This window comes from Sorangium sp. So ce375 (genome assembly GCF_051473855.1).
Taxonomy (GTDB): domain Bacteria; phylum Myxococcota_A; class Polyangia; order Polyangiales; family Polyangiaceae; genus Sorangium.
This window is the reverse complement of the sequence record NZ_CP150335.1, coordinates 2,855,362-2,882,006: the sequence shown is the minus strand read 5'-3', so window position 1 is coordinate 2,882,006 and position 26,645 is coordinate 2,855,362. Positions and strand designations below refer to the sequence as shown.

At 73.9% G+C, this 26,645-nt stretch carries 23 protein-coding genes; 14 read left to right on the top strand and 9 right to left on the bottom strand.

Annotation, left to right across the window (positions count from 1 at the left end; genetic code table 11):
• Positions 1-50: 50 nt before the first annotated feature.
• The 5 genes from WME90_RS10990 to WME90_RS10970 form a co-directional block, all read right to left on the bottom strand.
• Positions 51-1,457 (bottom strand): HAMP domain-containing sensor histidine kinase, encoded by a 1,407-nt coding sequence (locus WME90_RS10990; RefSeq protein WP_437281045.1) that lies wholly within the window; start codon positions 1,455-1,457, stop codon positions 51-53.
• Positions 1,454-2,140 carry a response regulator gene (locus WME90_RS10985; RefSeq protein WP_437281044.1) on the bottom strand — a complete coding sequence of 229 codons (687 nt, stop codon included), beginning with the start codon at positions 2,138-2,140 and terminating at the stop codon, positions 1,454-1,456. The genes WME90_RS10990 and WME90_RS10985 overlap by 4 nt, the downstream gene beginning before the upstream one ends.
• 57 nt (positions 2,141-2,197) lie before the next feature.
• Positions 2,198-2,434, bottom strand: coding sequence for a hypothetical protein (locus WME90_RS10980; RefSeq protein ID WP_437281043.1), 237 nt, complete (start codon positions 2,432-2,434; stop codon positions 2,198-2,200).
• A 16-nt stretch (positions 2,435-2,450) separates the two neighbouring features.
• Complete coding sequence (locus WME90_RS10975; RefSeq protein ID WP_437281042.1) at positions 2,451-2,993, bottom strand: Spy/CpxP family protein refolding chaperone; 543 nt, start codon at positions 2,991-2,993, stop codon at positions 2,451-2,453.
• A gap of 298 nt (positions 2,994-3,291) precedes the next feature.
• Positions 3,292-4,848: a hypothetical protein gene (locus WME90_RS10970; protein WP_437281041.1), complete on the bottom strand. Its 1,557-nt coding sequence runs from the start codon at positions 4,846-4,848 to the stop codon at positions 3,292-3,294.
• A 290-nt stretch (positions 4,849-5,138) separates the two neighbouring features.
• On the opposite strand from WME90_RS10970, the gene WME90_RS10965 reads away from it, so the two are divergent.
• Genes WME90_RS10965 through WME90_RS10950 form a run of 4 tightly spaced genes read left to right on the top strand, consistent with a single transcriptional unit; the run spans position 5,139 to position 9,490 of the window.
• A complete protein-coding gene (locus WME90_RS10965) occupies positions 5,139-5,657 on the top strand; it encodes a hypothetical protein (RefSeq protein WP_437281040.1) in 519 nt (172 codons plus the stop codon).
• Positions 5,654-7,228: a GMC family oxidoreductase N-terminal domain-containing protein gene (locus WME90_RS10960; RefSeq protein ID WP_437281039.1), complete on the top strand. Its 1,575-nt coding sequence runs from the start codon at positions 5,654-5,656 to the stop codon at positions 7,226-7,228. The genes WME90_RS10965 and WME90_RS10960 overlap by 4 nt, the downstream gene beginning before the upstream one ends.
• A gap of 55 nt (positions 7,229-7,283) precedes the next feature.
• Positions 7,284-8,384, top strand: coding sequence for a low-specificity L-threonine aldolase (gene ltaE, locus WME90_RS10955; protein ID WP_437281038.1), 1,101 nt, complete (start codon positions 7,284-7,286; stop codon positions 8,382-8,384).
• Positions 8,381-9,490 carry a tetratricopeptide repeat protein gene (locus WME90_RS10950; protein WP_437281037.1) on the top strand — a complete coding sequence of 370 codons (1,110 nt, stop codon included), beginning with the start codon at positions 8,381-8,383 and terminating at the stop codon, positions 9,488-9,490. Before ltaE ends, WME90_RS10950 begins: the two co-directional genes overlap by 4 nt.
• A 48-nt stretch (positions 9,491-9,538) precedes the next feature.
• Here WME90_RS10950 and WME90_RS10945 read toward each other — a convergent pair whose 3' ends face one another.
• Positions 9,539-9,931, bottom strand: coding sequence for a hypothetical protein (locus tag WME90_RS10945; protein ID WP_437281036.1), 393 nt, complete (start codon positions 9,929-9,931; stop codon positions 9,539-9,541).
• A gap of 282 nt (positions 9,932-10,213) precedes the next feature.
• Between WME90_RS10945 and WME90_RS10940 the strand changes: the two genes are divergently transcribed.
• The 8 genes from WME90_RS10940 to trxA all read left to right on the top strand — a co-directional run bounded on the left by WME90_RS10940 (position 10,214) and on the right by trxA (position 20,928).
• Positions 10,214-11,029: a hypothetical protein gene (locus WME90_RS10940; protein ID WP_437281035.1), complete on the top strand. Its 816-nt coding sequence runs from the start codon at positions 10,214-10,216 to the stop codon at positions 11,027-11,029.
• A gap of 200 nt (positions 11,030-11,229) precedes the next feature.
• The gene (locus WME90_RS10935) at positions 11,230-13,047 is read left to right on the top strand and encodes an FHA domain-containing protein (protein ID WP_437281034.1); all 1,818 of its coding nucleotides are present in this window, start codon (positions 11,230-11,232) and stop codon (positions 13,045-13,047) included.
• A complete protein-coding gene (locus WME90_RS10930) occupies positions 13,044-14,858 on the top strand; it encodes a Stp1/IreP family PP2C-type Ser/Thr phosphatase (protein ID WP_437281033.1) in 1,815 nt (604 codons plus the stop codon). Before WME90_RS10935 ends, WME90_RS10930 begins: the two co-directional genes overlap by 4 nt.
• 16 nt (positions 14,859-14,874) lie before the next feature.
• Positions 14,875-15,969: a S1 family peptidase gene (locus WME90_RS10925; protein ID WP_437281032.1), complete on the top strand. Its 1,095-nt coding sequence runs from the start codon at positions 14,875-14,877 to the stop codon at positions 15,967-15,969.
• Positions 15,969-17,588: a trypsin-like peptidase domain-containing protein gene (locus WME90_RS10920; protein WP_437283593.1), complete on the top strand. Its 1,620-nt coding sequence runs from the start codon at positions 15,969-15,971 to the stop codon at positions 17,586-17,588. The genes WME90_RS10925 and WME90_RS10920 overlap by 1 nt, the downstream gene beginning before the upstream one ends.
• 16 nt (positions 17,589-17,604) lie before the next feature.
• Positions 17,605-19,134 carry an ABC transporter permease subunit gene (locus tag WME90_RS10915; protein WP_437281031.1) on the top strand — a complete coding sequence of 510 codons (1,530 nt, stop codon included), beginning with the start codon at positions 17,605-17,607 and terminating at the stop codon, positions 19,132-19,134.
• The gene (locus tag WME90_RS10910; protein ID WP_437281030.1) at positions 19,131-20,123 is read left to right on the top strand and encodes an ABC transporter permease; all 993 of its coding nucleotides are present in this window, start codon (positions 19,131-19,133) and stop codon (positions 20,121-20,123) included. Before WME90_RS10915 ends, WME90_RS10910 begins: the two co-directional genes overlap by 4 nt.
• Before the next feature lie 163 nt (positions 20,124-20,286).
• Positions 20,287-20,928 carry a thioredoxin gene (gene trxA / locus WME90_RS10905; RefSeq protein WP_437281029.1) on the top strand — a complete coding sequence of 214 codons (642 nt, stop codon included), beginning with the start codon at positions 20,287-20,289 and terminating at the stop codon, positions 20,926-20,928.
• Between the two features lie 94 nt (positions 20,929-21,022).
• Here trxA and larC read toward each other — a convergent pair whose 3' ends face one another.
• Together larC and larB are read right to left on the bottom strand one after the other, a co-directional pair.
• Positions 21,023-22,510: a nickel pincer cofactor biosynthesis protein LarC gene (gene larC, locus WME90_RS10900; protein ID WP_437281028.1), complete on the bottom strand. Its 1,488-nt coding sequence runs from the start codon at positions 22,508-22,510 to the stop codon at positions 21,023-21,025.
• A 61-nt stretch (positions 22,511-22,571) separates the two neighbouring features.
• Positions 22,572-23,324, bottom strand: a complete 753-nt coding sequence (gene larB / locus WME90_RS10895) for a nickel pincer cofactor biosynthesis protein LarB (RefSeq protein WP_437281027.1) — start codon at positions 23,322-23,324, stop codon at positions 22,572-22,574.
• A gap of 164 nt (positions 23,325-23,488) precedes the next feature.
• On the opposite strand from larB, the gene WME90_RS10890 reads away from it, so the two are divergent.
• Both WME90_RS10890 and WME90_RS10885 read left to right on the top strand, forming a co-directional pair.
• The gene (locus WME90_RS10890) at positions 23,489-24,241 is read left to right on the top strand and encodes a hypothetical protein (RefSeq protein WP_437281026.1); all 753 of its coding nucleotides are present in this window, start codon (positions 23,489-23,491) and stop codon (positions 24,239-24,241) included.
• Between the two features lie 105 nt (positions 24,242-24,346).
• Complete coding sequence (locus tag WME90_RS10885) at positions 24,347-25,729, top strand: TldD/PmbA family protein (protein WP_437281025.1); 1,383 nt, start codon at positions 24,347-24,349, stop codon at positions 25,727-25,729.
• 238 nt (positions 25,730-25,967) lie between these two features.
• Here the strand turns inward: WME90_RS10885 and WME90_RS10880 are convergent, their stop codons facing one another.
• A complete protein-coding gene (locus WME90_RS10880) occupies positions 25,968-26,597 on the bottom strand; it encodes a helix-turn-helix domain-containing protein (protein ID WP_437281024.1) in 630 nt (209 codons plus the stop codon).
• Between the last annotated feature and the right edge of the window lie 48 nt (positions 26,598-26,645).

Genomic DNA, 26,645 nt, shown 5'->3' with positions numbered 1-26,645 from the left:
CGAGCACGAGGAGCGTCGCACCCGCCCCGTCGTGCGGTCAAGCGGGAACGCTACGCGCGGCGAGGGCGGCCGTCTCCGTCTGCTCCGTCTGCTTCCCTGGCGCGCCGCTGTGGTCGCGCGGCGCTGGCCGGCGGACGCAGCGCGAGCTCGATGCCGACGCGCGCACCTCCGCCCTCGCGGCCTTCGGCGAACGCGCGGCCCCCGTGCGCCTCGGCGATGCGCTTGCACAGCGCCAGGCCGAGGCCGAGCGAGCCGCGCTCGGCGCCGCTCTCGCCGCCCGGCGCCCGCTCGCGCCGGAAGAACGGCTCGAAGATGCGCGTCTCCTCCCCGTCCACGAACCCGGGCCCGCGATCCTCGACCTCGAAGACGACGCCGCGCGCGCCGCTGGGACGGACCCTCAGCCGCTCGGCCCCGCCCGCGTGCGCGCGCGCGTTCTCCAGCAGGTTGGCGAGGGCGCGCGCCAGCAGCGTCGCGTCCGCCTGGAACGCCGGCGTCCCCTCGACGACCTCCAGCAGCGTCGGGTCCAGCCCGGCGCGCTCCAGCGCGCGGATCCCGGCCTCGGCCGGGTCGATGCGGGCCACGGTGAGGGCCGCGAAATCGAGGCGCGAGCTGGCAAGGAGGTCGCCGACGAGCGCGTCGATCTCCATGACCTCGCGGTCGAGGTCGTCGAGCACGGAGGCGCTCGGTCCGCTGCCCTCGCGGGCCATCTCCGTGAGCAGGCGGATGCGGGCGAGCGGCGTGCGGAGCTCGTGCGACACGGCGGCGAGGAGCTCTCTCTGATCGGCGATCTGGCGCTCGATGCGCGCGGCCATGTCGTTGACCGCCTCGGCGACGATGCCGACCTCGCCCTGCTGCCCGCGGCAGTCGAGCCGGACGCGGCTCGACAGCTTGCCGACGCCGATCTCGTGGGCGACGTGGGCCAGATCGACGAGCGGGCGCGCCAGACGGCGCGCGATGAGGCCCGAGGCCCCCCACATGACGATGGCCACCGCGAGCAGCGGCAGGGCGAACCGGAGCGACGCGCCGGAGCGGCCGCGCGCGGGACAGAGGAGCACGGTGCCGAGCGGCCGCCCGTCGTAGCGGACCGGGGCGACCAGGGTCTGCGCCCGGCAGGGCTGGCCGTACCGCGCGAGCCGCCGCCCGGTCGCGTCGACGAGCTCCAGATCGATCTCGAGATCCTCGGCGAACGCGCGGGCGAGGGCGTCGCGCGCCGCGGGATCGTCCCATACCCGCTCGAACTCGTGGGCCACGAACGACTGGGCGCGGGCGTGCTCGCGCCGCCAGCCGGAGTTGCCGACGCGGTCGATGGCCCCGATCGTCGCGACCGCGGCGAGCGCGGTGATCAGGATGGTCGCGCCGAACCACATGAAGATCCGGCGGTGCAGCCGCGCGCTCAGGAAGCGGCCGATCGAGACCTTGCGCCCGTTCTCGTAGAGCCAGGAGCGGTACCTCCTCACGCGCGGTCCTTGGCGAGCACGTAGCCGACGCCGCGCACCGTCTTGATGAGCCTCGGCGACCTGGGGTCGTCGGCGAGCTTCTGCCGCAGGTGCGAGATGTGCACGTCGACCGTCCGCCCGCCGACGTTGACGTCGCCGCGGCCGGCCTCCTCGAGGAGCGCCTCGCGGGCGACGACGCGGCCGGCGCGCCGCGCGAGGGCGACGAGGATGTCGAACTCGATGCCGGTGAGATCCGTGGGCTTGCCCGAGACGGTGACGACGCGCCCGGGCACGTCGATGGCGATGTCGCCGGCCACGATCCGCTCGCCGGCGGCGTCGGGCGTCGCGCGCCGGAGCACCGCGCGGAGGCGCGCGAGCAGCTCGCGCGGGCTGAAGGGCTTCGCGATGTAGTCGTCGGCGCCGATCTCGAGGCCGACCACGCGATCGGCCTCGTCGCCGCGGGCGGTGAGCATGAGGATCGGCATCGAGCTCTTCTGCCGGATGCGGCGCACCACCTCGATGCCGTCCATGCCCGGCATCATCACGTCGAGCAGGACGGCGTCGAAGGTGCCCGCGGCGAGCGCCAGCAGGCCGCGCGCGCCGTCGCACGCGACGGTCACCGTGAACCCGTTCTGCTCGAGGTAGCTCGCGAGCAAGGCGTGGAGCCGTGTGTCGTCGTCGATGAGCAGGAGCCGCAGCGCCATGGAAGGATCCGGGAGCAAGGAGCGGCGGCGTCCGGCCGCCGCTCCCTCATGTATAGCTCAGGGGCCCGCGCCGGTGTCGGCGTCGGCCGCCGCGGGCGCGTGGACCGCGCGCGCGGCGCTCCGCGACCAGGAGCGCTCGGCCTCCCGCGCGGCGTCCACGCAGATGGACGCGACGTGGCGCTGGAAGGCGTCGCGGCGGGCCTCCGCCCGGCAGCGCAGCGAGGAGAAGCCGGAGGCGTAACCGGCGACGGTGCCGAGCGCGAGCAGCACGATGGTGATCTGGCGTCTCATCATGGTCTCATCGCCTCCTTCACGCCCACCGGCCGTGGGTCCTGTAGGGATCGTCGCCGCGCCACCCGGCCCTGCCGGACCACATGTCGCGGAACGCGGCCGGCCCGATCTCGATGAGGTCGGCGAGCTGCTCGCGCTGCCGGTCCTCGAGCACGGCGTGGACCTTCCCGAGCGCGCCGACCGCGGCCCTGCGCAGCGACTCGATGGCCGTGTCGTGCCGCGCGAAGAGCTCGCCGAGGCGCGTCTCGTCGAAGCTCGGGCTCCGCATCGCCGCCGCGACGTCCGCGCGCGTGCTGCGGATCTCGCTCCGCTGCGCCTCTGCGGCGGAGCGGAGCTCGTCGATGGCCGAGACGATGACCTTCTCCTGCGTCGGCGTGGTGCCGAGCCGGTCGAAGAGGAAGGACAGGAAGAAGCGACGGCGGAAGCCGTGCCCCCCGAAGCCGCGCCGCCCGAAGAAGCGCGGCCCGGCGCCCCAGTGCGCCCCGCAATCATACCGGCCGCCGCGTTTCAGCGTCATGACCAGGCCGATCAGGCAGGCCGTTCCAACCACGAATCCCAACATGATGAGTACCCTCCGTGAGCGTCTCCGCCGTCGATCCGTGCACGGGGCATGTGCGCGCGGCCTCGGTTCGTCCGAACGCGGGCGCGGCCCCGGGCCGCGAACACCGGAGCCGCAGACGCGCGGCTCCGGGACACCTCGAAGCTGCGCAGCGCGTGTGAAGGATGTTCAGGAGCGTCTGTAAAGAAACATGAAACCCGCCGCGGGCAGCGCGGCGCTGCGCCATGACGGAGCGGCGCGCCCACCTGGTGTGGAGCGGCGCGCCACCCGTTCGGGGACGGCGCTTCGCGCTCCGGCGGCTCTACCTCACCGACTCGACGTCACCGATGTCGTCCAGGTCGTCCTTGGGTTTCCCGTCGCCCGAGGTCGCCCACGGATTCGTGCGCTCGCTCTCGGGTACGCCGCCGCCTCCGTCGCCATCCTCCGCTTCTTCGAGGTCGTCGAGCGGCTCGACCTTGGCCCCGGCCGGCGAGGCGCCCGGCGCGGGCGGCGTCGACGCGCGCGGCGCCGGGGGCGCGGGCGGCGTCGATGCGCGCACCGCCGGAGGCGCGGGCGGCGTCGATGCGCGCACCGCCGGAGGGGGCGGCGTCGATGCGCGCGCCGACGAGGTGCCAGGGTCGCTCGGGAGCCTGCTGCGCGCCGGCTCACCCCCCTGCGGCGAGACAGCGGCCGCGACGGCGCCCGCCGGTGCGGGCGGCCTCGCGGCGATCGCGCTCGGCGGCGTGATGTTGCCGGCGGCCTTGGGCCCCGCGGGGGCGCCGGCCGGCGGGCTGCTCACCGACGCAGCGAGGCCTCCCGGCGGCGAGACGGCCGCCCCGGAGGGCGCGCCGCCGGACGCGCCGGAGGCCGGCGCGGACACGGGCCCGCCGCCGGACGACACAGGGGCCGGCGCCGAGACGGGTGCGCCCTGCGCCGAGGCCACCGGCTTCGACACGGGAGCACCGCCGGACGCGCCGGGAGCGGAGCCGCCCGGCGTCGAGGCGGGCGCCGCCACGCCGCCCGGCGGCGCGGCAGCGGGCGAACCGGCGCGGCCGGACGACAGCGCCACCGGCGCCGCCGCCTTCGGCGTGGCGGCCCGCGGCGCGTCGAAGCGCATCGCCTTCTGCGCGAGCTGCACCACGGGGAGGATGTCGCGCGGCGGGATGTTCGCGGCGATGACGTCCGGCCCGGCGATCGCGAGCTCGCCGTCGGCGTGGAACGGCACGCCCGGGCGCTCGCGCTCCTGCTTGAGCCGCGCGTTGTCGATGGCGACGCGGATCTCGAGCGGGATGCGGGTCTGCCACAGCCGACCGTCGATCGCCGTGCGCACGTCCCACGGCGTCAGGATCGGCGTCCTGCCGATGCCCTCGAACGGGCTCCGGTCCGCGAGCAGCGCCTTGAGCAGCCAGGCGACGATCTCCTGGTTCTGCGGCGTGTCCTGATCCCACGGCATCGACTCCCGGAAGAACTGCCAGTAGCCGCCGGCCGGGCCGTACACCGCGAGATCGCGCGGATCGAACGCGTCCTCGAACGCGCGCGGGGTGATGTCGCCCTCGTCGATGACGGAGTCGATGAGCGCGCCCTGGAAGTCCGGCGCCTTGCGGCGGGCGGCCTTCGGCGAGAGGCCGGTGAGGGACGTCGTGATCTGCTGGCGCACGTCGCTCCGCTCGCGGAACCAGCTCATCCGCTCCACCGCGCCGAACTGCTCGCGCAGCTTGGCCGGCGTCCACCACGGCAGATCGAGCTCGCGCAGCCGCGCGATCAGCTCGGCCACGAGCTGCAGCGCCGGCTCGCTCGCGAGGTGTACGCGCGCCTCTCTCCTCAGCGTCTCGTCGTCCTTGCTATCGGGATCCCGGTGCTGCAGCGATCGCTCCGCCATCGTTCCTCCGTGCTCCCCCGGCCGCCTTGCTCAATACCAGAACCGGATCCGCGGCGGCCAGCCGGCCCGCGCGCGACGCCGACGAGCGATCGGGTCGGCGCGGGCCGACGCGGTCCGCGCGCTCGACGCGACACGGCGCGCGCCTCCAGCGGACCGCCAGGATGTCGTTCTGCAACACCACGCGAACAGCACCGCCGCGTGGCCGAGGCCAGCGCCCGGGACCACCCGACCACGGCGCGCGCCGCCTTGGGCCTCGGCGCTGCGTCGATCCGGGCTAGGCTCTCGCGGCCATGGAAGACGGGGGAGTGAGCGCGCGCGAGCGCGCCGCGCGACGGGTTGAGCGGTGGGAGCGCGCCGGGCGCGGGCTCTCGCCGTGGGCGCGGCGCGTCGCGTGGGCCGCCGCCGAGGCGATGCTCTGCGACGAGGGCGAGCGCGGGGAGCTCGCCCCGCCGGGCGTCGAGGTGTGCGAGCGCGCCGTCGCGGCGCTGGATCTCTCGCTCGGGCAGGCCAGCCCCGAGACGCGGCGCGGCTTCACGCTGATGGCCCTCTGCCTCGAGCTCTTGCCGCCCTTCGTGATCGGCGCCTTCGGCCGGATGAGCCGGCTCTCGCTCGGCCGGCGGCTCGCGTACCTGGAGGCGCTCGAGTCGAGCCGCTCCGGGCTCCTCGCGATGCTGCTCCTCGCCTTCAAGGTGCCGATGTGCATCGCCGCGTTCGAGGAAGGCGCGGAGCTCGCGATGACGGGCTTCGACCGCGACAGCACCGCGGCGCGGCGCAGGCTGCCCGCGCTCGGCGAAAGGGGCGGCGCGTGAGCCGCGACATCACGTCGAGCGAGCCGATCGTCAGCGGGCGCGACCTGCCGGTGGGGTTCGACGAGCCGTGCGACGTCGTCGTGGTCGGCTCCGGCGCCGGCGGCGCGGTGGTCGCGGCGCTGCTCGCCGAGGCGGGCCGGCGCGTGATCGTGCTGGAGGAGGGGCCCCACTACCGCCCCGACGACTACCAGCGCTGGAGGCCCAGCGAGTCGGTGCGGCGGCTGTTCCGCGAGGCCGGCCTGTTCACGGCGTTCGGCGTGGGCCAGACGCCGATGATCTCGCTCACCCTCGGGCGCGCCGTCGGCGGATCGTCGGTGGTGACCGGCGGGGTCTGCTTCCGCATTCCAGGCAACGTCCACGCGCGGTGGACGCGCGACCTCGGCCTCGACGAGCTCTCGGAGCGCGACCTCGAGGCGGCGTACGAGAGCGTCGAGCAGCGGCTACAGGTCCGCGAGGTCCCCGAGGCCCTGCGCTCAGCCTCGACGGCGCGGCTCGTCGAGGGGGCGAGGCGGCTCGGCATCCCGATGCGCCCGCTCCGCCGCAACACCGGCGATGCGTGCGAGGGCAACGGCCGGTGCAACTTCACCTGCCCCGCCGGGGCGAAGCGCTCGGTCGACGTCGCCTACCTGCCGTCGGCCACCGCGCGCGGCGCGCGCGTGGTCGCCGACGCGCTGGTCGAGCGGATCACGGTGGAGCGCGGGCGCGCCGTCGGCGTCGAGGGGCGGCTGCTCGGCGGCGAGCCGGGGGCCCCACCGCGCCGGTTCCGGGTGCGCGCGAAGGTCGTGGTCGCCGCGTGCGGCACGCTGCACACGCCGCTGCTCCTCCGCACGGCGGGCGCGTTCGAGGCGAGCTCCGGGCTCGGCGACGGCGTGACGCTGCACCCCGCGGTGCGCGTGGTCGCGCGGTTCGACGACGCGCTGAACGGCTGGGACGGCGCGCTCCAGAGCGTCTACTCCGATCACTTCGACGCCGAGGGGATCAAGCTCGTCGGCGTCTACTCGGCGGTGAACGTGCTCGCGGCGGGCCTGCCCGGCGTCGGGCCCGCGCTGCGGCGGCGGGCCTCCGCGCTCTCGCGCTGCGCCGTCTTCGGCGCCATGATCCACGACGAGGGCGGCGGCCGCGTCCGCCCCGGCCCTGGCCGGGAGCCGCTCGTCTCGTACGCGATGGCGCCGCGGGACCTCGCGCGGCTCCGCCGGTCCATCACGATCCTCAGCGAGATGGCGCTCGCCGCCGGCGCGCGCGAGGTCTACACCGCGCTGCTCGGCGCTCCGCCGATCACGTCGATGGACGCGGCGCGGGCGGCCGAGCGCGCCCCCATCGACGCGCGGCGCATCGAGTGCATGGCGTTCCACCCGCTCGGGAGCGCGCGGGTGGCGAACGATCCGCGCCGCGGCATCGTCGATCAGAGCGGCGAGTGCTTCGCGCTGCCGGGGCTCTTCGTCGCCGACGGCTCCATCCTCCCCACGAGCATCGGCGTGAACTCGCAGGTGCCGATCATGGCGATGGCGACGCGCATCGCGTGGCGGATGGCCGAGCGCTTCCCGCGGCTCGCGGCGGCGAGCGCCACGTAGGCGGGCGCGGCGCGGTGCTACAACGTCGGCCGACGCCGACAGCCGAGGTTCCAGGATGCAAGCGACGATCGATCTCCGCTCCGACACCGTGACCCGACCGACCGCGGCCATGCGCGCCGCCATGGCGGCGGCCGAGGTCGGCGACGACGTGTACCGGGAGGACCCCACCGTGCGCGCGCTCGAGGAGCGGATCGCGGAGCTGACGGGCAAGGAGGCCGCGCTGTTCGTGCCGAGCGGGACGATGGGCAACCAGATCGCGCTCCTCTGCCACACGCAGCGCGGCGACGAGGTGATCGCGGGCGAGGGCGCGCACTGCGCGTTCTACGAGAGCGGCGCCGCGCCCGCCTGGAGCGGCGTGCAGTTCGTCTTCGCCGGGCGCGGCGGCCTGTTCAAGGCGGCCGACGTCGAGGACGCGATCAAGCCGCCGCAGTACTACCTCCCGCGCACGCGCGTCGTCGCGATCGAGAACACCCACAACCGCGCCGGCGGCCGCGTCTTCCCGCAGGAGGACGTGCTCGCGATCGCGTCGGTCGCGCGCGCGCACGGGCTCGCGCTGCACCTCGACGGGGCGCGCCTCTGGAACGCGGCGATCGCGGCCGGCCGGAGCCCCGCCGAGCTCGCCGCCCCGTTCGACACCGTGAGCGTCTGCTTCTCGAAGGGCCTCGGCGCGCCGGTCGGCTCCGCGCTCTGCGGCAGCGCCGACGTGGTGCGCGCGGCGCTGCGCTTCCGGAAGATGCTCGGCGGCGGCATGCGGCAGGCCGGCGTGCTCGCGGCCGCCGCCCTCTACGCGCTCGCGCACCACCAGGGCCGCATCGCCGAGGACCACGAGGCCGCGCGCGCCATCGCGCGGGCGATGCGCCGCGCGACGGCGCCGTCCGCGACGAGCGCGCCATCCACGACGAGCGCGACGATCGAGGAGCCCGAGACGAACATCCTCTACGTCGAGACGCCCGGCATCCCGGCCGAGCGGCTCGTCGAGGCCGCGCGGCGGCGCGGCGTGCTCGTGGGGGCGACGGGCCGGAGCGCCGTGCGCGCCGTGACCCACCTCGACCTCGCGCGGGAGCAGGTCGCCCACGCGGCGAGCGCCCTCGCCGAGGCGCTCGCCGAGGTGCTGGCGCTGCCGCGCGATCGCGGCGCCGAGGGCGCGCGCCCGTGAGCCGCCGCCCCGCGAACGCCTCCGCGCCGGCGCTCGCCCTCGCGATCGCGGCGCTGCTCGGCCCCGCGTGCGCGCCGGCGCGCGGCGACGCCTACCTCTCCGCGATGGCCGCCGGCGAGCGCGCCTACCACGCGGGGCGCTACCGCGAGGCGGCCGGCTCGTTCGACGACGCCGCGTCGCGCGCGCTGCGCGTGAAGGACCGCGACGAGGCGCGGCTCATGCAGGCGCGCTCCTTCGAGCGCGCCGAGTCGTGGGGCGAGGCGCGCGCGTCGTACGAGCGGCTGCTCGCCGACTCGCCGCGCGGGCCGCGCTCGGAGCGCGCGGAGTTCGAGCTCGCCGATCTCGCGATCGAGCACGGGGACGCGGAGGCGGGCTACGCGATGCTGCTCGCGGCGACGCGGCGTCACCCGTCGCACGGGCTCGCGCGCAACGCGCTGAAGCGGCTCATCCAGCGCGAAGAGGAGTGCGCCGGCGCGGCGGGCGCGCTCGCGTGGCTGCGGCAGCAAGGCCCCGCGCTCCGCGGGACGGAGCTCGATCAGGACGTCGCCTACCACACGGCGCTCCTCCTCGAGCGGACCGGCGATCGCGAGGGCGCGCTGCGCACGCTCGTCGCTACCGCGCGCGCGCACCCGTACCCGGTCGGCAGCCTGACCGACGACGCCCTGTTCCACGCGGCGGAGCTCGCGGCTTCCCTCGGGCGCCCCAAGGAGGCCATCGGCTACCTGAGGGAGCTGCTCGCGGCGCGCGAGCCGGCCGTCACCGGCAGCTACGACCGCGAGAAGTTCGACGACGCGCAGCTCGAGATCGCGCGCCTCTACCGCGACGCGCTGGGCGATCGCGCGGCGGCGCGCCGCGAGCTGCACAAGCTCTACACGGACTACCCCGCTTCGATCCTGCGCGACGACGCGCTCTGGGCAGAGGCGAAGCTGTGGCGCGAGGACGGCCGGAGCGAGGAGGCGTGCGCTACCGCGGCCCGGATCGTCCGGGAGCTCCCCGAGTCACGCTACGCGCGCTGCGCGCGCGCGATATGCCCTTCGCTCCCGGCGGCGCCGCGCCCGTGCGCGGACTACATCCTCCGCGAGCTCGACGGCGGGAAGGATCCCTGACGCGGGGGCACCGCGCGGCGCATCGCCGCGGCGGTGGGCCGACCGCGCTCAGTCGTCCTCGTCCTCGGGCTCCAGCTCGGCGTCGTCGTCGTCGTCGCCGTCCTCGTCCTCATCGAGGTCGCCGTCGTCCTCGTCGGCCTCGTCGAGCTCGTCGTCGTCCTCGCGCGGCTCGTACTTCAGATCGATGCCGATGTCGCCGAGCTGGGTCTCGAGGAGCTCGAAGAGCTCGTCTACGTCGTCGCCCCCCCACTCGTCGAGCACGTCGGTCAAGAACTCAAAAAAATCACCGCTGTCCAGACGACGCTCGATCTCTTCGACCTGCTCCTCCGAGAACGCCTCGAGGACGTCCTCGCGCAGCGCTTCGGTGTCGCCTTCCTCAACGGCATCCGCCGCAGAGAGGCGGATCTGCTTTACGGCACGCTTGTCGAGGTGAATCTCCATGAAGGTGGCTTCGTTTAGGCGACCCTCGCAGCTGCCGTCAAGCGGCGTATTGTGTCGAGCTTCAAGAGACCGCTCGCCTCCCCCTTCCGTCGCGTCTTTTCCTGGAGCGCGGCGGGGGGCGTGGAGGGTGCGCGGCGGGGCGCGCAGAGAAGCCGCGGCTGGACGCGGGGCACGGAGATGCCTCCCTCAGGCGGCCGCGCGCGCCCAGGTCGGCGCCGGCGCGCCCGCGCATCGCCGAGGAGCGTTGCCGGCGGCAGATCTCTCGCGTATCTCAATCAACTCGTGCGTTTGCGATCTCCGCCCGGCGCGCTCTCGGCCGCGACCATCACGGCCGGCGCACTGCTGTCCTTGACAGCGTCGGCCGCGCCTCCCCAGCGCCAGGCCGAGGGCACCGCCGCCGGCGGCCGGACGGCTGAAGCTCCGAGCGAAGGAGCCGAGGACGCCAGCGCCACGCCCGCCGGGGGCGCTCTGCTGGATGTGGCAGGGGACGAGGCCCGCGCGGATCCGCCGCCGGCTGCTGTCAAGCCGCGCGTCGAGCTCGCCGCGCGACCGCCGCCGCTGCACGTCGAGTACGTGCAGTACGGCGTCGGCCTCGTGGCGGAGATCAGCCTCGATCCCGGCGCTGTCTGCCCGCGCTCGGGGCCCATCTACGCGTGCATCCTGGGCAGCGGAGGCGGGCTCGCGATCCGCGGCGGCTACCGCTCGCCGGGCCCCTGGTACTTCGGCGGCGCCTACCAGTTCACAAAGATGGACTCGAGCAACCTCTACCGGCTTGGAATCTTCCAGCAGCTGCGGGCCGAGATGAGGTACCTGCCGGACATCGGCTACCGGGCGGCCCCGTACTTTTCCGCCGGGATCGGCGGCGTCGCCTATGGGAACGAGTGGGGCGTCGAGACGGGCGGCGCGCTCATCTTCGGCGGCGTCGGCGTCGAGCTGGAGGTCTCTCGCCGCGCGGTGCTCGGTGTGAGCTGCGTGTACCGGCCGGTGCTGCTCGCCGGCTGGCGGGACACGGCCAACTACGACCGGGCCACCGGCATCGCGCAGTTCGTCGGCATCGAGCTCCTGCTCGAGGTGCGGACCGAGGTCGGTCGGCGCTGAGCCGCCCCCTTGTCCGCTCGAGAGAACGCACCGGCTACTTGACTCGACCGTCGCTCCGCGGTCCCCTCGGCAGCGTGATCTGTGATGTGTGCGGCCGCGACAACGCTGGCGATCTGACGTTCTGTCAGGATTGCGGCCGACGGCTCAAGGCTCGAGAGGCGCGGGTAGCTCCGCCGACGCCGCCGAGCGGCTTGCCACAGGTGTCGCTCCCGGCCCTGCCGGTGCCCGCGCAAGCCGAGACGCCGCCGGCGAACGACGCCCGCACGGCCGCCCGCGCGCCGGGGGTTCGCGGCGCGCCGGGGCGCCTTCGCCCGGAGGCGCCCGTGTTCTCCTTCAGCCCGCTCGGCGGGGCGAGGACGGAACCCGCGATGCCGGCGGTGCACGGCCGCGCGGAGACCACGTCCCGCCCGGCGCGCGAGGGCGCCGCGACGCCGGCTGCTGGCGCGCTGGACAGCGCGATCCAGATGGTGCCAGCCCTGCAAGCGCCGAGGGGCGCGGAGCGGGCCGACGCGCCCGCGACGCCGTCGATCACCGACGCGCTCCTCGGGCTCTCCTGCGCGAACTGCAACGGCGAGAACCCTCCGGGCTACCGCTTCTGCGTGACCTGTGGCGCGCCGCTGAACAGGCGAGACAGCGCGGCGCCGGCGGGCGCTCCGCAGCCAGCGAGCCAGGTGTCGAGGCGCGCCGGGGGACAGCGCACCGAGCCGGGCGCCGCGCTGTCCCCCGGGGCGCCGTACATGGCGCCCCCGCCGCACGAGGAGACCGGAGCGACCGCGCGAGGCCTCCACGATGCCGCGCACCGGCACGCGCCGCAGGCGGAGGCCGCGCCCCCGCCTGCGACGCGCGACGAGCGCCCCGGAGCCGGAGATGCACAGCAACGGGGCTCCGGCGCGCCGGCCAGGCCTGCTGCGCCCCCGCTGCCGCCGGTCGCCTTGCCGCCGGCGCGGCTGCCTCCCCCCGCGGCCGGCGGGAGCAGCGCCGACAAGATCGTCGGCTCACCGGTGGTCGATATCGCCTCGTCGCAGAGGGCGCCCGTGCCGCCGGTCGAGTGCGCGCGCTGTCACGGCCAGTGCCTGGCGGGCACGAGGTTCTGCAAATATTGCGGCGCGCCGCTCGAGGGCGAGCGGCCCGTCTCCGAGCGGCCGCCCAGGGCCGCCGCCGACCGCCCGCAGCCAGGGCCCGCGCTCGCCCCGGACGCCGGGCGCGACCCGCAGCGGCCCCTGCAGGCAGAGCCCGCCGGGCCGATCTCGGCGGAGGCGGGCAGCGCTCCGCCGCCCTCCCAGCTGCCGCTCGCGCCGCTGCGCGCGTCCCTCTCGGCTCGCCCGCCGGCGTGGGTTCCGGCTGACACCCGGCCGACCCGGGCGCCCGAAGGCAAGCTCATCGTGATCGTCGAAGACGGCACCGAGGGGAAGAGCTTCCCCCTCTCGGGCCCGCAGATCGACATCGGCCGCAGCGAGGGGGATATCCTCCTCGAGGACGACCTGTACGTCTCGCCGCGGCACGCGCGGATCGTTCCGCAGGAGGGCTCCTGGGTTCTCCGTGACCTGGGCAGCGTCAACCGCATCTACCTGCGCATCAGGAAGACGCACGCCCTCAGAGATGGCGACTTGCTCCTCCTGGGCCTCGAGGTGTTACAGTTTCAGACCGTGAACGACGGGGAGCGAGGCCTCGGCCATGCCATCCAGCATGGAACGTTGCTGTTTGGCTCGCCCGCCATCCACCGCCGGGCGAGACTATGCCAGCGGACGGTGGAGGGCGTGACGCGGGACGTGTACCACCTCTACCGGGATGAGACGGTGATCGGACGGGAGACGGGAGACATCGTATTCACGGCCGATCCGTTCCTCTCGCGACGCCACGCCGCCATCCGGAGGAACCCGGCCACCGGGGAGTTCACGCTCAGCGACCTGGACTCGTCGAACGGGACCTACGTCGCCATCCGCGAGGACGTCAGCCTCCTCGATCGCGATTTCGTGCGCATCGGGCAGCACCTGTTCCGCGTGGATCTCTCCCGATGAGCGACCAGACCGTCCGCGAAACGCCGACCGAGGCGCTTGAAGTCGAGGGGCTCCCCAGCGCGGCGTCGGCAGGAACCGACTCGAGCCACCACGCGGGCAAGGCCCCTCATGATCCCCCGCACGGCGCCGCGTCGCTCGAGTCCGGCAAGGCGGGGTCTGTGGAAGCAGGCAAGCCCGTGAACTGGAAGCCCCCGCCGCCCAAGACGCGTCCGGCCACGAACGCCGCGCAGAAGGCTGGCATCGCCGTGAAGCCCGTGAAAGCTCCCAGCACGTCGCGCCCGGAGAAGGTCGGGAGGAAGCTCCCTCCGCCGCCGCGGGTGCGGCTCACCGCGGGCGGGTCTCGCGAGGAGGACTCGGATGGAAGCACGACGCGGTCGGACGACCCCGGGGACGCGATGACGCCCGATTCGCCGTCGGCCTCCACGCTGGTGCAGGTCTCCTTCGCGGCCGCGTCGTACGACGGAGCGTTCGACGAGACCCCGGCCGCGGAGGCCGCCCACGGCGACGGCGCGACCGGGCGCTTCGCGGGCGAGGCGCCGGGGGGCGGCGAGCCGGACGAGGGCGCGCAGCACCCGGACGGCATGGACGGCGCAGCGACGCCGCCGGACGAGCCGCGTCGCCCCGAGGTCGTGCTGCGGCTGTTCGGCCGGACCGACGTGGGCCAGGTCCGCGAACACAACGAGGACAACTTCATCGTCGCGGATCTCACGAATGCGAGCCGCGGCCTGATGGAGATGGACCGCTACCAGGTCGTCGGCGAGCGGGGCGCCCTGCTCGGCGTGTGCGACGGCATGGGCGGCGCCGCGGCCGGCGAGGTCGCGAGCCAGCTCGCGGTCGACATCATCTACCAGCGGATGAGCGCCGCCGGGCCCCCGCAGAACCACGACGAGCTCGCGGCGCGGCTGGTGCAGTCGATCGAGGCGGCGGGCCTCAGGATCTTCAGCGAAGCGAAGCTCGATCGGACCCGGCGGGGGATGGGGACCACCTCGACCATCGCCGCGCTCATGGACGATCACCTGTTCCTCGGCCAGGTCGGCGACAGCCGCGCGTACGTCCTTCGCGGCGATCGGCTCGTGCAGGTGACGCGCGATCAGTCGCTCGTGAACCAGCTCATCGAGGCGGGCCAGCTCACCGAGGAGGAGGCCGAGACCTTCGAGCACAACAACATCATCCTCCAGGCGCTCGGCACCGCGGACTCGGTGCAGGTCGACCTCACCTTCGTGGAGCTCAGGCGAGGCGACACGCTGATGCTCTGCTCGGACGGGCTCTCGGGCATGGTGCGGAACGAGGAGATCCGCGAGGTGCTGCGGACCGTCGACGATCCGATCGAGGCCTGCAAGGTGCTGACGGATCGGGCCAACCAGGCCGGCGGGCACGACAACATCACGGTGGTGGTCGCGAAGTTCGACGGCGACGGGCTCGCCCTGCCGGAGCTCGAGGACATCGAGGACCTCCGCTACCAGAAGTACGCGCTGCCCGAGCACCTCCTGGCCCAGAACGCCGCCGCGTCCGAGCCGGCGCGCAAGGTGAAGGAGCTCGACGAGAAGAAGATCTCGCAGCGCCCCCCCTCGCCGAAGTCGTGGCTCGGCAACGCCGACAGCGATCTGGACGACGACGGGGACGACTACGACCACGTCGCCTCGCCCCTGCCTGCCGACGACGCGCTGGACGAGCGCAACGCCCGCGCGCCCGTCCAGGGCGACGAGCCGATCATGATCCCGACCGATGGCGCGCCGCAGTGGCTGGTGATCTTGATGATCGTGAGCGCCGTCGCGTGCGTTACCATCGCCGGCTATTACCTGCTTCGTTAGGGTGCGCGCAGCGCACGTGCGCGCGCCCCCCACCGCGATGCTGCGCAGCAACGACAAGCGTGGACGGCAGACTCCGGCCACTCCGCAGGAAGAGTGGCCCCCCGGGCGCCCGGACGCGGACGGTCGCGTCGACGTCGAGACCGCGCAGCGCATCGTCCGAGATGCCGTCGTGCAGGCGATGCGGCGCGAGGAGAAGGCGGTCGCGCTCGTGCGCGCCAAGGCGGACGAGGCGAAGCGCAAGGTGTCGCGCCACAACCTGCTCCTCGGGCTGGGCGTCGCCGCCGCGCTCGTCGCCGTGGGGGTGGCTTTCGTGGTCGCGTACCGGTCCCGCCAGGCGGCCGACGCGCTGGCGCGCGAGGTCGGCCTCGGGATCGCGCCCGCGGCGGGCCCGTCGGGCGCGATCCCGGAGCAGGTGCTCTCGGGGCGCGCCATCTTCGAGCAGAACAGGCTGGCGCTCTACGTGATGGGCTACAAGGTGGACAACCGCATCGGCGGTTGCTGCTCGGCGTTCGCCATCGCGCCCGACCTGCTCGCGACGAACGCCCATTGCGTCCGCGACTGCCGCGCCCTCGGCGGCACCTCGATCGTCACGCAGAACGACTCGATGGGGAAGATCCGCTTCCCGATCGTCGCGATGTCGGCGCACCCGGCGTACAAGCCCGGGCAGGCGGGCGCCGGCTCACCCGACGTCGCCCTGCTCCGGATCGGCGGCAAGGCGCCGCACACGGTGAAGCTCGCGAACGACGCCGAGCTGCGGGCCATCGGGCCTGGCGACGACGCCTACGTCATCGGCTTCCCCGGCCGCCTGATGGACCCGCTGAGCCCCTCGGCGACGTTCCTGCAGGGCCGCATCGGGCGCGTGACCGGCATCGACGAGGAGGCGACGACGCCCGACCGAGCCGTCCTGATCCAGCACGACGCCGTCACGCGCGGGGGCAACAGCGGGAGCCCCATCTTCAACCAGTACGGGCACGTCATCGGCATCCACGCGGCGCACATCGACGACGAGGACGACGTCACGATCGACGGCCGCAAGGCGACGGTGACGCAGAGCTCGCCGTTCCGGATCGGGATGCGGATCGATCTGCTGCAGGGGGTCCCCGCGCCGTGATGCTGCGCGTCGTACACACCTTCGGGCGCCACGCCGGATCCGTGGAGCTCCATGACAGGCGCGCGGTGCGCTTCGGTCGAGCGCCCGACAACGACGTCGTCTTCGACCCGAACCACGATCGCGACGCGAGCAGCCACCACGCCGAGGCGCGCCTCGAGGCGGCGGGCTGGGTGCTCTACGATCTCGACAGCCGCAACGGGACCTACGCGGGCGGGCAGCGGATCAAGCGGCACCCGATCGCGTCGGGCGACGAGATCACGTTCGGCACGAAGGGCCCGCGGGTGCGGCTAGAGCTCGTGGAGCGCCGCGCGTCGGGCGCGCCGCCGGCGCACGCGGCGGCGCCTCCCCCCCCTACCGCCGCGGCTTATCCTGCGCCGGCGACGGGCCATCCCGCGCCCGCTGCGTACCCCGCGCCCACTGCGGGCTACGCCGCGCCCGCTGCGTATCCGGCGCCTGCCGCGTATCCGGCACCCGCCGCGTATCCGGCGCCCGCTGCGTACCCCGCGCCCGCCGCGTACCCCGCGCCTGCTGCGTACCCCGCGCCCGCCGCGTACCCCGCGCCTGCTGCGGCCCACCCCGGACACGTCGCGCTCGCGCCGCCGGCCGGAGCTCGGCGGGTCGGCGAGCGGACGATCGCCATGATGATCTCCTCGGCCGTCGCGGCTGCCACGGGGCGCGCGAAGCCTCGCGGCACCGTCGAGATCAACGCCATGCTCCACAAGGAGGTGCGCGCCGCGACGGCCGGCCAGCGTCGCACGACCTACGTCCTCGCCGCGCTCCTCGTGGTCGCGCTCGCCAGCCTCGCCGGGCTCATCGTCTACAACCGATCCTCCCACGACGAGATCACCCAGCTCCGGGAGGAGCTCGCGCGCCTCTCGCCGGAAGACCCGCGGCGCAAGGAGATCGAGCGTCGCCTCGGCACGCTTCACCCCTCGAACGCCAACTTCGGGCGTAACCTCCACGACCGTTCGAGGAAGGGCATCTTCATGCTCACCGCGGGGCGCGAGGGGATCTGCACGGCGTTCGCGGTGCGGCCCTCCGTCCTCGTGACGAACGCCCACTGCATCTCCGCGGCCAAGCGCCGCGGCGGCGCCATCGCGGCGCTCGAGAACGAGGGCCGGGGCCAGGTAAGCTTCGCCGTGACCAGCATGCGGACGCACCCGCAGTACCGCGACAGCGCGGATCAGCTCACCCCGGACATCGGCACCGTGTCGATCGCGGGGCGCGCAGCCGCCGTGCTGGAGCTCGCGACCCGGGAAGAGCTCGCCGCGGCCGGCGCGGGCGACGACGTCTACCTGATCGGCTTCCCGGAGCGGCTCACGGACACCGCGAACCCCGTCGCCACGTTCCTCGCCGCCAACATCGGCCGGATCACCGGCGCGAACGGGCGGCCCGCGGCCGCGGCGGAGTCCTGGCTCATCCAGCACGACGCCCGCAGCACGAGCGGCATGAACGGGAGCCCCATCTTCAACGGTCAGGGCAAGGTCATCGGCGTCGACGCCGGCGGCTACCTCGAGGGCAACGACGAGACGATCTCTGGCCAGAAGATGGAGGTGGTAAAGGCCTCCCCCTACAAGTTCGGGATGCGCATCGACCTGCTCGACGCCATCCTGCGCTGATTTCCGGCCGAGAGAGATGCTCCGCCACGCGCTCCGCAGGCTCCTCTGGACGCTGCCCACCCTCGTCGGCGTCTCGGTGCTGACCTTCTTCGTGCTCTCTTTCGTCCCGGATCCGACCGACGACCCGCTCCTCGCCAGCGCGCTCTCCAGCGCGGAGCTCGCGCGGCTCCGCCGGGAGCGCTTCCTCGATCTCCCGCGCTTCATCAACCTGGAGCCGCGCGACGTGCGCCTGCGCGCCCTCGCGGCGGCGCAGGCCATCGCGGCCGGAGGCGACGACGCGGGCGCCGCCGCCGACGAGCTGCGGCGCCTCGGCGGCGCCGCGCTGCCGCACATCCTGCCGCTCGACGCGCTCGCGCCCGAGCCGCGCACCCGCGTCGCGCTCGCGCTCGCGCCCGTCGCGGCGCGCATGGGCCTGCCGCGGGCCGACGACGCCGCGGACCCGGCGCACGCGGTCGCCTTCTGGACGCGCTTCTGGGACGACCGCGGCATCGAGTTCCGGGCCGCGTCGGTCCGGAGCGCGGTGCGGCGCCTGGTCCGCTACGGCTCCGTGTCGCGCGCCGCCGAGCTGCTGGAGCTCGACACGTTCGCCCTGCAGCCGGTGATCGCCGCGCTCCAGCCGCCGCGCGACGCGGCGACGCTCGATCAGGCGCGCGCCCTCGTCGACGTCGCGGCCCACATCGCGGAGATCGACGACCGGATCGGCCCGGGCGACGACCTCGCGGAGGCGCGCGCGTGCGTCACGCGGTGGAAGTCCTTCTGGAACGTGTACCGCAGCGACTTCGAGGTGTTCACCGGCCCTACGCGGCTCGCGGCGACGGTGCTCGAGACCCGCTACGGCAAGTGGGCGCTCGGCGCCGTCACCCACCGGCTCGGCGTCGCGGCGACCGGAGAGCCGGTGCTCGACGAGCTCGCGCGGCGCGCGCCCGTCACCCTCGCGCTCGTCTTCGGGGCGATCGCCCTGGCCTACGCGGTGTCGGTCCCGCTCGGCGCGCTGAGCGCGGCCTCGCGCGGCCGGCGGAGCGACTCCGTGATCGCGGCCGCCGTGCTCACCGCCGCCGTCCTCCCGACCGCCGTCGTGGCCGTGGCCGCCGTGCTCCTCTCGGGCGGCGCGCGGTCCTTGCTCCTGCCGACGTGCATCATCGCGCTCTCGCTCGTCGCCGCGCCGACGCGGCAGCAGCGCGCCGCGCTGGTCGCGGTGCTCACGCAGGATTTCATCCGGGCCGCGCGCGCCCGCGGCGCCGGCACCGCGCGCGCCATCGCCGTCCACGGGCTGCGCAACGCGGTGCTCCCGGTCGTGACGCTCGCCGTGCTGGAGCCGCCGATGGCGCTCGGCGGCGCCTTCGTCGTCGAGCGCGTCTTCGAGCTCCACGGGCTCGGCGAGCTCACGCTCCTCGCCGTGCAGGCGCGCGACGTGAGCTGGCTCATGGCCATCTCGATCGGCGCCGCGGCCATCGCCGCGCTCGGCGTGATCGCGACCGATCTCGCCTATGTGCTCGTCGATCCGCGGCTCGGCCCGGCGGTGCTCTCGCGGAGGAGCGAGGCGTGACCCACGCGGCCGCGTTCCTCCGCCGGATGGTGGGCAGCAAGCGCGTCGCCATCGGCGCCGTGCTGCTCGGCGTCCTCGCCCTGCTCGCCATCTTCGCCGAGCTCCTCGCCGCCCCCGCGCCCATCGCCTGCTTCGGGCCGGACGGCGCGGAGATCCTGCCCGCGGTCACCGAGGGCACCACGCTCGAGTCGCTCACCGAGGCCGAGCTCAGGGTGCGCTTCGAGGGCTTCGCCATCTGGCCGCCCATCCGCTACGGCCCGGAGCAGCGCACCGACGCCGGCCCGAACGCGTCGCCCTCCCTCGACCACCCGCTCGGCACGGACTTCGAGAGCCGCGATCTCGCCGCGCGGCTGATCTACGGCGCGCGCACGGCGCTCGGCCTGTCGCTGAGCGCCGTGCTCGTCGGCATGTTCCTCGGCGTCGTGCTCGGCGGGCTCGCGGGCACGCTGCGCGGCTTCTGGAACGACGGCCTCGTCCGCCTCGTCGAGACGGTCGACACCTTCCCGGCGATCCTCGTCGTGGCCATCGTGCGGGCGATCGAGCGCGAGCCCTCCGCGCTGTCGCTGGTGCTCGCCGTCGCCTTCGTCCGCTGGGCGGAGATCGCGCGCCTCGTGCGCGCCGAGGTGCTTCGCGCGTCGAGCGAGGAGTACGTGATGGCCGCGCACGCGCTCGGCAGCACCCGGCTGCGCGTCTTCTACCGGCACATCCTGCCGAACGCGCTCGGCCCCGCGATCGTGAGCTCCGTGCTCGGCGTGGCGTCCGTGGTCCTGCTCGAGGCGGCCATCTCGTTCCTCGGGATGGGCGCGCCCGCGCGCGTGGCCTCGTGGGGGGAGACGCTTGGCCAGGCGGCGCGACACCCGAGCGAGATCCGGCTGCTCCTGCTCCCTGGCGTGCTGCTCCTGGCGACGGTCGGCGGCTCTTACCTCATCGCCGACGCGCTGCGCGACGCGATCGACGCGCGCACCGTGCGCGCGCGCGTCCCGCGCTGAGGGCACGAGGCGCGGCGGCCGCGCGTCCGCGGTCAGCCGCCGGTCGCGCAGCGCCGTTGCGCGCCGAAATTGCGCTCAAATGGCCGTCATCTCCGCGATCTCGGCGGCGGGGGCTTCGCGCCGCTCGATCTCGCAGGGAAGGCCCGCTATGAATTCGCCCGCCATGGCCGTTCCCGAGATCAACGAGCAGGAGTTCGAGCGCGAGGTGCTCCGCAGCGAGTTGCCCGTGCTCATCGATTTCACCGCCACCTGGTGCGGGCCGTGCAAGACGGTCGCGCCGGAGGTCGACGCCCTCGCGCGCGAGCTCGAAGGCAAGGCCAAGGTGGTCAAGGTCGACATCGACCGGTCGAAGCGCATCGCAACGACGCTGCGCATCCAGGCCGTCCCGACGTTCATGGTTTTTCACCGAGGCCGTCCTGTGGCCGCCGAGCAGGGCGTCCTCAACCGAAAGCAGCTCCGCGAGCTGCTCGATCCGTTCCTCCCGCGCGCCGAGGGCGCCATCCGGGCGCCCGAGCTGGCGCAGCTGATCCGTGAGGGTCAAGTCGTCCCCGTGGACACGCGCGAGGCGCCCGCCTACGGCCGCGCGCACATCCCGGGCGCGGTGCACATCCCGATCGAGGAGATCGAGGGCCGGCTCGCCGAGCTCCACATGCTGGCGGGCGCGCCGGTGCTCTACTGCCGCTCCGGCGACAAGTCGAAGGACGTGGCCGCGAAGCTCGCCGAGGAGGGCGTCCCCGTCGCGTTCCTCGAGGGCGGCTTCCTCTCGTGGGAGGCCGAGGCGCTGCCGATCGAGCGCCCCGACTGACCGCTGCCGCAGGGTGACGCTGCGCCGCGCGGCGAGCGCGGCTCCTCGCGGCGCCGCCTGCACGGCGCCGCTTCATCCGCCGCGGCCAGCGGCGTCAGCCCTTGGCGGCCGCGAGCGCCGCCGAGACGACCTCGCGCACCGGCACGCCGTGCGTCCTCGCCGCCGCGGCGCAGTCGTCGAACTCCGGCTTGATCTGCGGCGGCCCGAACGGCCCCTCGCTGATCTTCACGCGGATGGCTCCGTACGCCGTCTTCACCGTGGTGATCCGGCGCGGCCGCTCGGTGCGCGCGACAGGGATCTTCCGGAGCCCGATGCTCGTCGTCTCGCGGAGCAGCGCCGTCGCGACCGCGTCGGCCTGGGGGGCGGCTGCGAGCGCCGCGATCGTCAGGGCGGGGCGCCCCTTCTTCATCGTGATCGGCACCGCCCAGGCGTCGAGCGCGCCCGCCGCGAACAGCGCCTCGATCGCGTGCCCTGCCACCTCGCCCGTCAGGTCGTCGACGTTCGCCTCGACGATCACGTGCGATGCGCTGCCGAGGCTCTCCTCGCCCCCGGCGCGCGTCCCGAGCACGACCCGCAGCAGGTTGGGGCGGTCCGGCAGCTCGCGCTGGCCGGCGCCGAAGCCGATCCGGTCGGGAGCGAACGTCGGCCAGCGCTCGAACCGGGTCGCCAGCGTGGCGATGATGGCCGCGCCGGTGGGCGTGACCAGCTCGGCGTCGAGCTCGACGCCGTAGGTCGGGACGCCGCGGAGGCACGCGACCGCGGCGGGCGGCGGCAGCGGGAGGATCCCGTGCCGCGCCTTCACGAACCCGCGCCCCATGGGCAGCGGCGATCCGACGACCTCCGCCCCGATGTGCACGATCGCCGCGGCGGCGCCCACGATGTCGACGATCGCGTCGACGGCGCCGACCTCGTGGAAGTGCACGTCTTCCAGGCGGATCCGGTGCACGGCGGCCTCCGCCTCGCCGAGGCGCCGGAAGATCCGGCGCGCCAGCGCGGCGATCGGCGGATCGAGCGGCGCTGCGGCGAGCATCGCGTCGATGGATCCGTAGGTGCGCTCCGGCTGCGGGGCCTCGACGTGAACATCGAACGAGGTGGCCACGATGCCGCTCCGGTGGGCGTGCCCGCGGTGCAGGTGGAATCCATCGAGCGGCAGCGCGGCGACGGCGCGCTCGATCACGAGGAGCGGCACCCCGAGATCGAGCAGCGCGGCGATGGTCATGTCGCCCGCGATCCCGCTGAACGCGTCGAAGAACAGCACCTTGCCCGCGCCCGCGCCTTCCTCCAGGAGCGGCGCGCGCGGATGGTCGTGCCCGTGCGCGTGTTCGCCGCCGTGCCCGTGGTGGTGCTCGTCACCGTGCCCGTGCCCGTCGTGGTGCTCGTCACCGTGCGCGTGATCGTGGTGGTGATGGCCTCCGTGCCCGTGGTGGTGCTCGTCACCGTGCCCGTGGTGGTGCTCGTCACCGTGCGCGTGATCGTGGTGGTGATGGCCTCCGTGCCCGTGGTGGTGCTCGTCACCGTGCCCGTGGTGATGGTCTCCGTGCGCATCCCCGTGCGCATGGTCGTGATCGTGCCCGTGTCCCATCTCTCGCCTTCTCCGTTCCCCCGGGCGCCTTCGCGTCGCGTCGCGTCGCGTCCGCCCCGCGCTACTCCTTCGGCAACATGCGATGCACCACCATCGCCGCGCCGAAGCCGCTGTCGATGTTCACCACGGCGACGCCGGAGGCACACGACGTGAGCATGCAGAAGAGCGCGGTGAAGCCGCTCAGGGCAGCCCCATAGCCGACCGACGTCGGGACCGCGACGACCGGCGCCGCCACCAGCCCGCCGACCACGCTCGGCAGCGCGCCCTCCATGCCCGCGACCACGATCACGGCGGACGCCTTGCGCAGCTCCTCGACGCGATGGAGGAAGCGGTGCAGCCCCGCGACCCCCACGTCGTACAGCCGCTTGGCTTCGAGGCCCACCGCCCGCAGCGTCTCGACGGCCTCCTCGGCGACCGGCAGATCGCTCGTGCCCGCGGTCACGACGGCGACCGGCCCAGCGGCGCGCCTGGGCGCCGGCGCGACCTCGATGCTGCCTGTCCGCGCGAGGGGCACATAGCGGAACGCAGGCAAGAGCGCCGAGACCGCCGCGCCCTTCGCGGCGTCGACCCGGGTCACGAGCACGTTCTGCCCTGCCCCCGAGATCTCCCCGGCGATCAGGGCGATCTGCTCGGGCGTCTTCCCTTCACCGAAGATCACCTCGGGGACGCCCTGCCTGAGCGCGCGGTGGTGATCGACGGTCGCGACGCCCAGGTCCCGGAAAGGCAGCCCTCGGAGGGCATCGAGCGCCTCCTCGACGGCAAGCTCGCCGGCCTGAACGCGCTCAAGCATCTCCCGGACGAGGCGCGGCTCCATGTGCGCAGCCGCTTAGCGCGACGGCGTCTCCAGAGCAAACGTTCCGCCCCGCCTGTCCTGCCGCACAGGGAATCGCCCTGGCGGGGCCGATCGAGCCGTCCTGGTCAGGAAATGGTCCAGGCACTTTGCGCAGGAGGGCCCGACAGGACTACTTTCGGCGCCGCGTGCCCGCCTTCGTCGCTCCCCTCGTCGGCTTTGCTCTCGGTGCGCTGCTCGCCTGGTTCAGCGCTGCAGCGCCTCACCGCCTGGGCGCGCTGCGCGCGGCGGAGCCTCGGCTCACGCCGGGCGCGCGCGATCGGCCGCTCGCGCTCGTCACGTTGTTCGCCTTCCTCGTCTTCGCGCCGGTCTGCGCCTACTTCCTCGTGTTCGCCCCCGACTGGAGCTTCGCGTACCTCGTCGACACCCGCCGCATCCCGTCCGCGGTCGACCTCGTGCTCATCCTCGTCGATGCCGCCTCGGTGCTCGCCGGCTTCGCCGCCGCGCATCGCTTCGCGGGGAGCGCTGGCGGCAGGTGGACCGCGCAGCGCTCGGTCCGCGCGCTCGCCGTCCTCGCCGGCGCGCCGCTGTCGATCGCCCTGCTCGCCCTGCTCGCCCTGTCGCGGCGCCTCGCGCTCGACGGCTCCTACCGGCAGGTCGAGGGCGACTTCGGCGTCCACCCGGTCGCCGGCGGTCCGCTCGGCTATGCGCTCCTCTGGATGCACAGCATGCTCGCCGCTGGCTTCGCGGCCACCGTGAGCGCCCTGCTCCGGCGCGAGCCGGCGAGCGGCGGGCCGAAGGCCGAGCCCTCGCCCCGCGCTCGCCCCCGTGCCGTCCCGAGCGAGCCAGCGCCGGAGGTCGTTCCGCCCCTGCCCGCCTCGACACGCCCTCAGCGGCGTCTCGGCGTGGGCAACGGCGGGCGCTCCAACCGGCCGGGCTGAGACGCGTCCCGTGCGCGCGGGTGCGCGCGGTGGAGGGAGGAGGAGGAGGACGAGGTGCCGTCACCGCGTTGACGGAGACAGCGCGCTCCACCACCCTGTCGCCCCATGTCCGAACGAGCCCGCGTGGAGCAGCAGGTCGAGGAACTGATGGCGCTCGCCGAGCAGGTGGTGACGCGCGCCAGGAAAGGCGGCGCCGACGTCGCGGAGGCGATCGCTCGCTCCGGCTCCGAGCTCACCACCAAGGTGCGCCTCGGCGAGCCCGAGCTCGTCGAGGAGGCGGTCCACAAGGGCCTCGGCATGCGGATCATCAAGAAGCAGCGCGTCGCGCTGACCTCGACGTCCGACCTCACGCCCCGCGGCATCGATCGCTTCGTGGCGGACGCGCTGGAGCTCGCCGACATCTCCCAGGAGGACGCGTTCGCCGGCCCCGCCGATCCGGAGCTCATCGCCAAGGGGCCCCTCCCCGCGCTCGATCTCTACGATCCCTCCGGCGGGGAGATCACGGCCGCACAGGCGATCGAGATCGCGCGCCGGGGCGAGCAGGCAGCGCGCGACGCCGACCCGCGGATCACGAACAGCGAGGGCGCCACGTTCTCGCGGAGCGCGGGCGCCTTCGCCCTCGTCCTGTCCGGCGGGTTCCGCGGCGGCTTCGCCGGCTCGTACGCGCAGCTCGTGGTCTCCCCGATCGCCGACGACAGCGGCGACAAGAAGCGCCGCGGCTTCTACTTCACCGGCCGGCGCCACCTCGCGGACCTGGACGCCCCGGACGCCGTGGGCCGCGAGGCGGCGCGCCGGACGCTGCGCAAGCTCGGCGCCCGCAAGGTGGCGACCTGCGAGGCGCCCGTCGTCTTCGACCCGGACGCCGCCCGCTCGATGATCGGGTTGCTCGGCTCCTGCATCATGGGCAGCTCGATCTGGCGCAAGTCGAGCTACCTCGTGGGCCGTGAGGGGACGCGCATCGCGAGCGATCTCATCACGATCGTCGACGACCCGCTGATCCCGCGCGCGCCCGGGTCGCGCCCGTTCGACGGCGAGGGCCTCCTCGCACGGCGCAACGTCGTGGTCGAGCAAGGCGTCCTGAAGACCTACCTCTGCGACAGCTACAGCGGCCGGAAGCTCAAGCGCCCGCCGACCGCCAGCGCCTCACGCGGCGCAGGCGGCGGCGTTGGTCCGTCCACATCAAATTTCATGCTCCGGCCCACCTCCACACCGGCGGCGGAGATCGTGCGTTCCACGTCGCGAGGGCTGTACGTCACCGAGATGATGGGCTTCGGCTTCAACGCCGTGACCGGCGACTTCTCCCGGGGTGCGTCGGGCTTCTGGATCGAGAACGGCGAGCTGGCTTATCCCGTGAGCGAGGTGACCATCTCCCTGAACCTCGACGAGCTCTTGCAGCGGATCGACGCCGTCGGCGACGACCTGGATCTCCGGACGTCGACGTCCTCTCCGACGTTCAGGGTCTCCTCCATGACCATCGCTGGAAGCTGAAGCGTCTCCCGAGGAGGCGTCGCTTCCTCGATCTCGTCATTTTCCGCGAGGCTCCGAAGCGGACTCAGCAGTGGGATTGCGAGCGACCCATCAACCGGCCCCGGGTTGTGCTGGGGAGGGGGTCTGACCTCAGCGGTTCGCTCTGCAGTGCTGCGGCTTCTGGCGGAGCTCTCCTTGGGCGTGCCCGGCCGCCCTAGCCTAGCCTCTTCTCTTGGGCGTAGGACGGCCGGGGCCCTGCTCAGCGCGAGGACCCGCCTGCTGCGAGGCTCCGCGGCGGCTCTTCCGATGCCGGGCCGCTCGCCGCCTGGAGCGGCGTCGCGGCCTGCGCGGCCGCTTCGGGCACGAGGAAGCCCTTCAGCTGCTGCGCGTCGTTGCGGCCGATACGGCCGACGAACGACGGCAGGCTGATCGGCTCATCCGACAAAGCGACGAACGTCCCCTGTGAGTTCGCTCGGTGGAGCGCCTCGAAGAGGGAGGTGACGTCCACGTCGCTGGACACCGCCCGCACGTCGACGATGTACACGTCCGCAGGGTCAGCCCCCGCGAAGATCAGCGCGTCATACGGGTGGCTGGCGTGCCGGATGGGCACGCCTTCCCCGAGGGCTCGCGCCACGTGGGCCATCGTATCCTTGGTACCGATGGCCATCATCGACTTGGAGGTCGCCTTGGCGAGCTCCCGGGGCACCGAATAGCCCCATGCACGGAGGAACTCGGCCACGTCCGCAGCCTTGAAGCGCAAGTGTCTCCCAGGCGTACGGAAATGGGCAATCCTCCCTCGATCTACCCAGTTATGGATTGTCTTCAAGTCGACCTCGCACAAGGCTGCGAGGTCCGATGCCGTCAACAGCTTTTCACGAACACCAGCCATCGCCGAACTCCACGCGAAAGGCACCTGCCGCACAGCTCGCGTTCACAG

Coding starts and splice junctions, on each gene's coding strand:
- WME90_RS10985 (WP_437281044.1), bottom strand. CDS start 2,140: ATGGCGCTGCGGCTCCTGCTCATCGACGACGACACACGGCTCCACGCC.
- WME90_RS10980 (WP_437281043.1), bottom strand. CDS start 2,434: ATGATGAGACGCCAGATCACCATCGTGCTGCTCGCGCTCGGCACCGTC.
- WME90_RS10975 (WP_437281042.1), bottom strand. CDS start 2,993: ATGTTGGGATTCGTGGTTGGAACGGCCTGCCTGATCGGCCTGGTCATG.
- WME90_RS10970 (WP_437281041.1), bottom strand. CDS start 4,848: ATGGCGGAGCGATCGCTGCAGCACCGGGATCCCGATAGCAAGGACGAC.
- WME90_RS10965 (WP_437281040.1), top strand. CDS start 5,139: ATGGAAGACGGGGGAGTGAGCGCGCGCGAGCGCGCCGCGCGACGGGTT.
- ltaE (WP_437281038.1), top strand. CDS start 7,284: ATGCAAGCGACGATCGATCTCCGCTCCGACACCGTGACCCGACCGACC.
- WME90_RS10945 (WP_437281036.1), bottom strand. CDS start 9,931: ATGGAGATTCACCTCGACAAGCGTGCCGTAAAGCAGATCCGCCTCTCT.
- WME90_RS10930 (WP_437281033.1), top strand. CDS start 13,044: ATGAGCGACCAGACCGTCCGCGAAACGCCGACCGAGGCGCTTGAAGTC.
- WME90_RS10920 (WP_437283593.1), top strand. CDS start 15,969: ATGCTGCGCGTCGTACACACCTTCGGGCGCCACGCCGGATCCGTGGAG.
- WME90_RS10915 (WP_437281031.1), top strand. CDS start 17,605: ATGCTCCGCCACGCGCTCCGCAGGCTCCTCTGGACGCTGCCCACCCTC.
- trxA (WP_437281029.1), top strand. CDS start 20,287: ATGGCCGTTCCCGAGATCAACGAGCAGGAGTTCGAGCGCGAGGTGCTC.
- larC (WP_437281028.1), bottom strand. CDS start 22,510: ATGGGACACGGGCACGATCACGACCATGCGCACGGGGATGCGCACGGA.
- larB (WP_437281027.1), bottom strand. CDS start 23,324: ATGGAGCCGCGCCTCGTCCGGGAGATGCTTGAGCGCGTTCAGGCCGGC.
- WME90_RS10885 (WP_437281025.1), top strand. CDS start 24,347: ATGTCCGAACGAGCCCGCGTGGAGCAGCAGGTCGAGGAACTGATGGCG.
- WME90_RS10880 (WP_437281024.1), bottom strand. CDS start 26,597: ATGGCTGGTGTTCGTGAAAAGCTGTTGACGGCATCGGACCTCGCAGCC.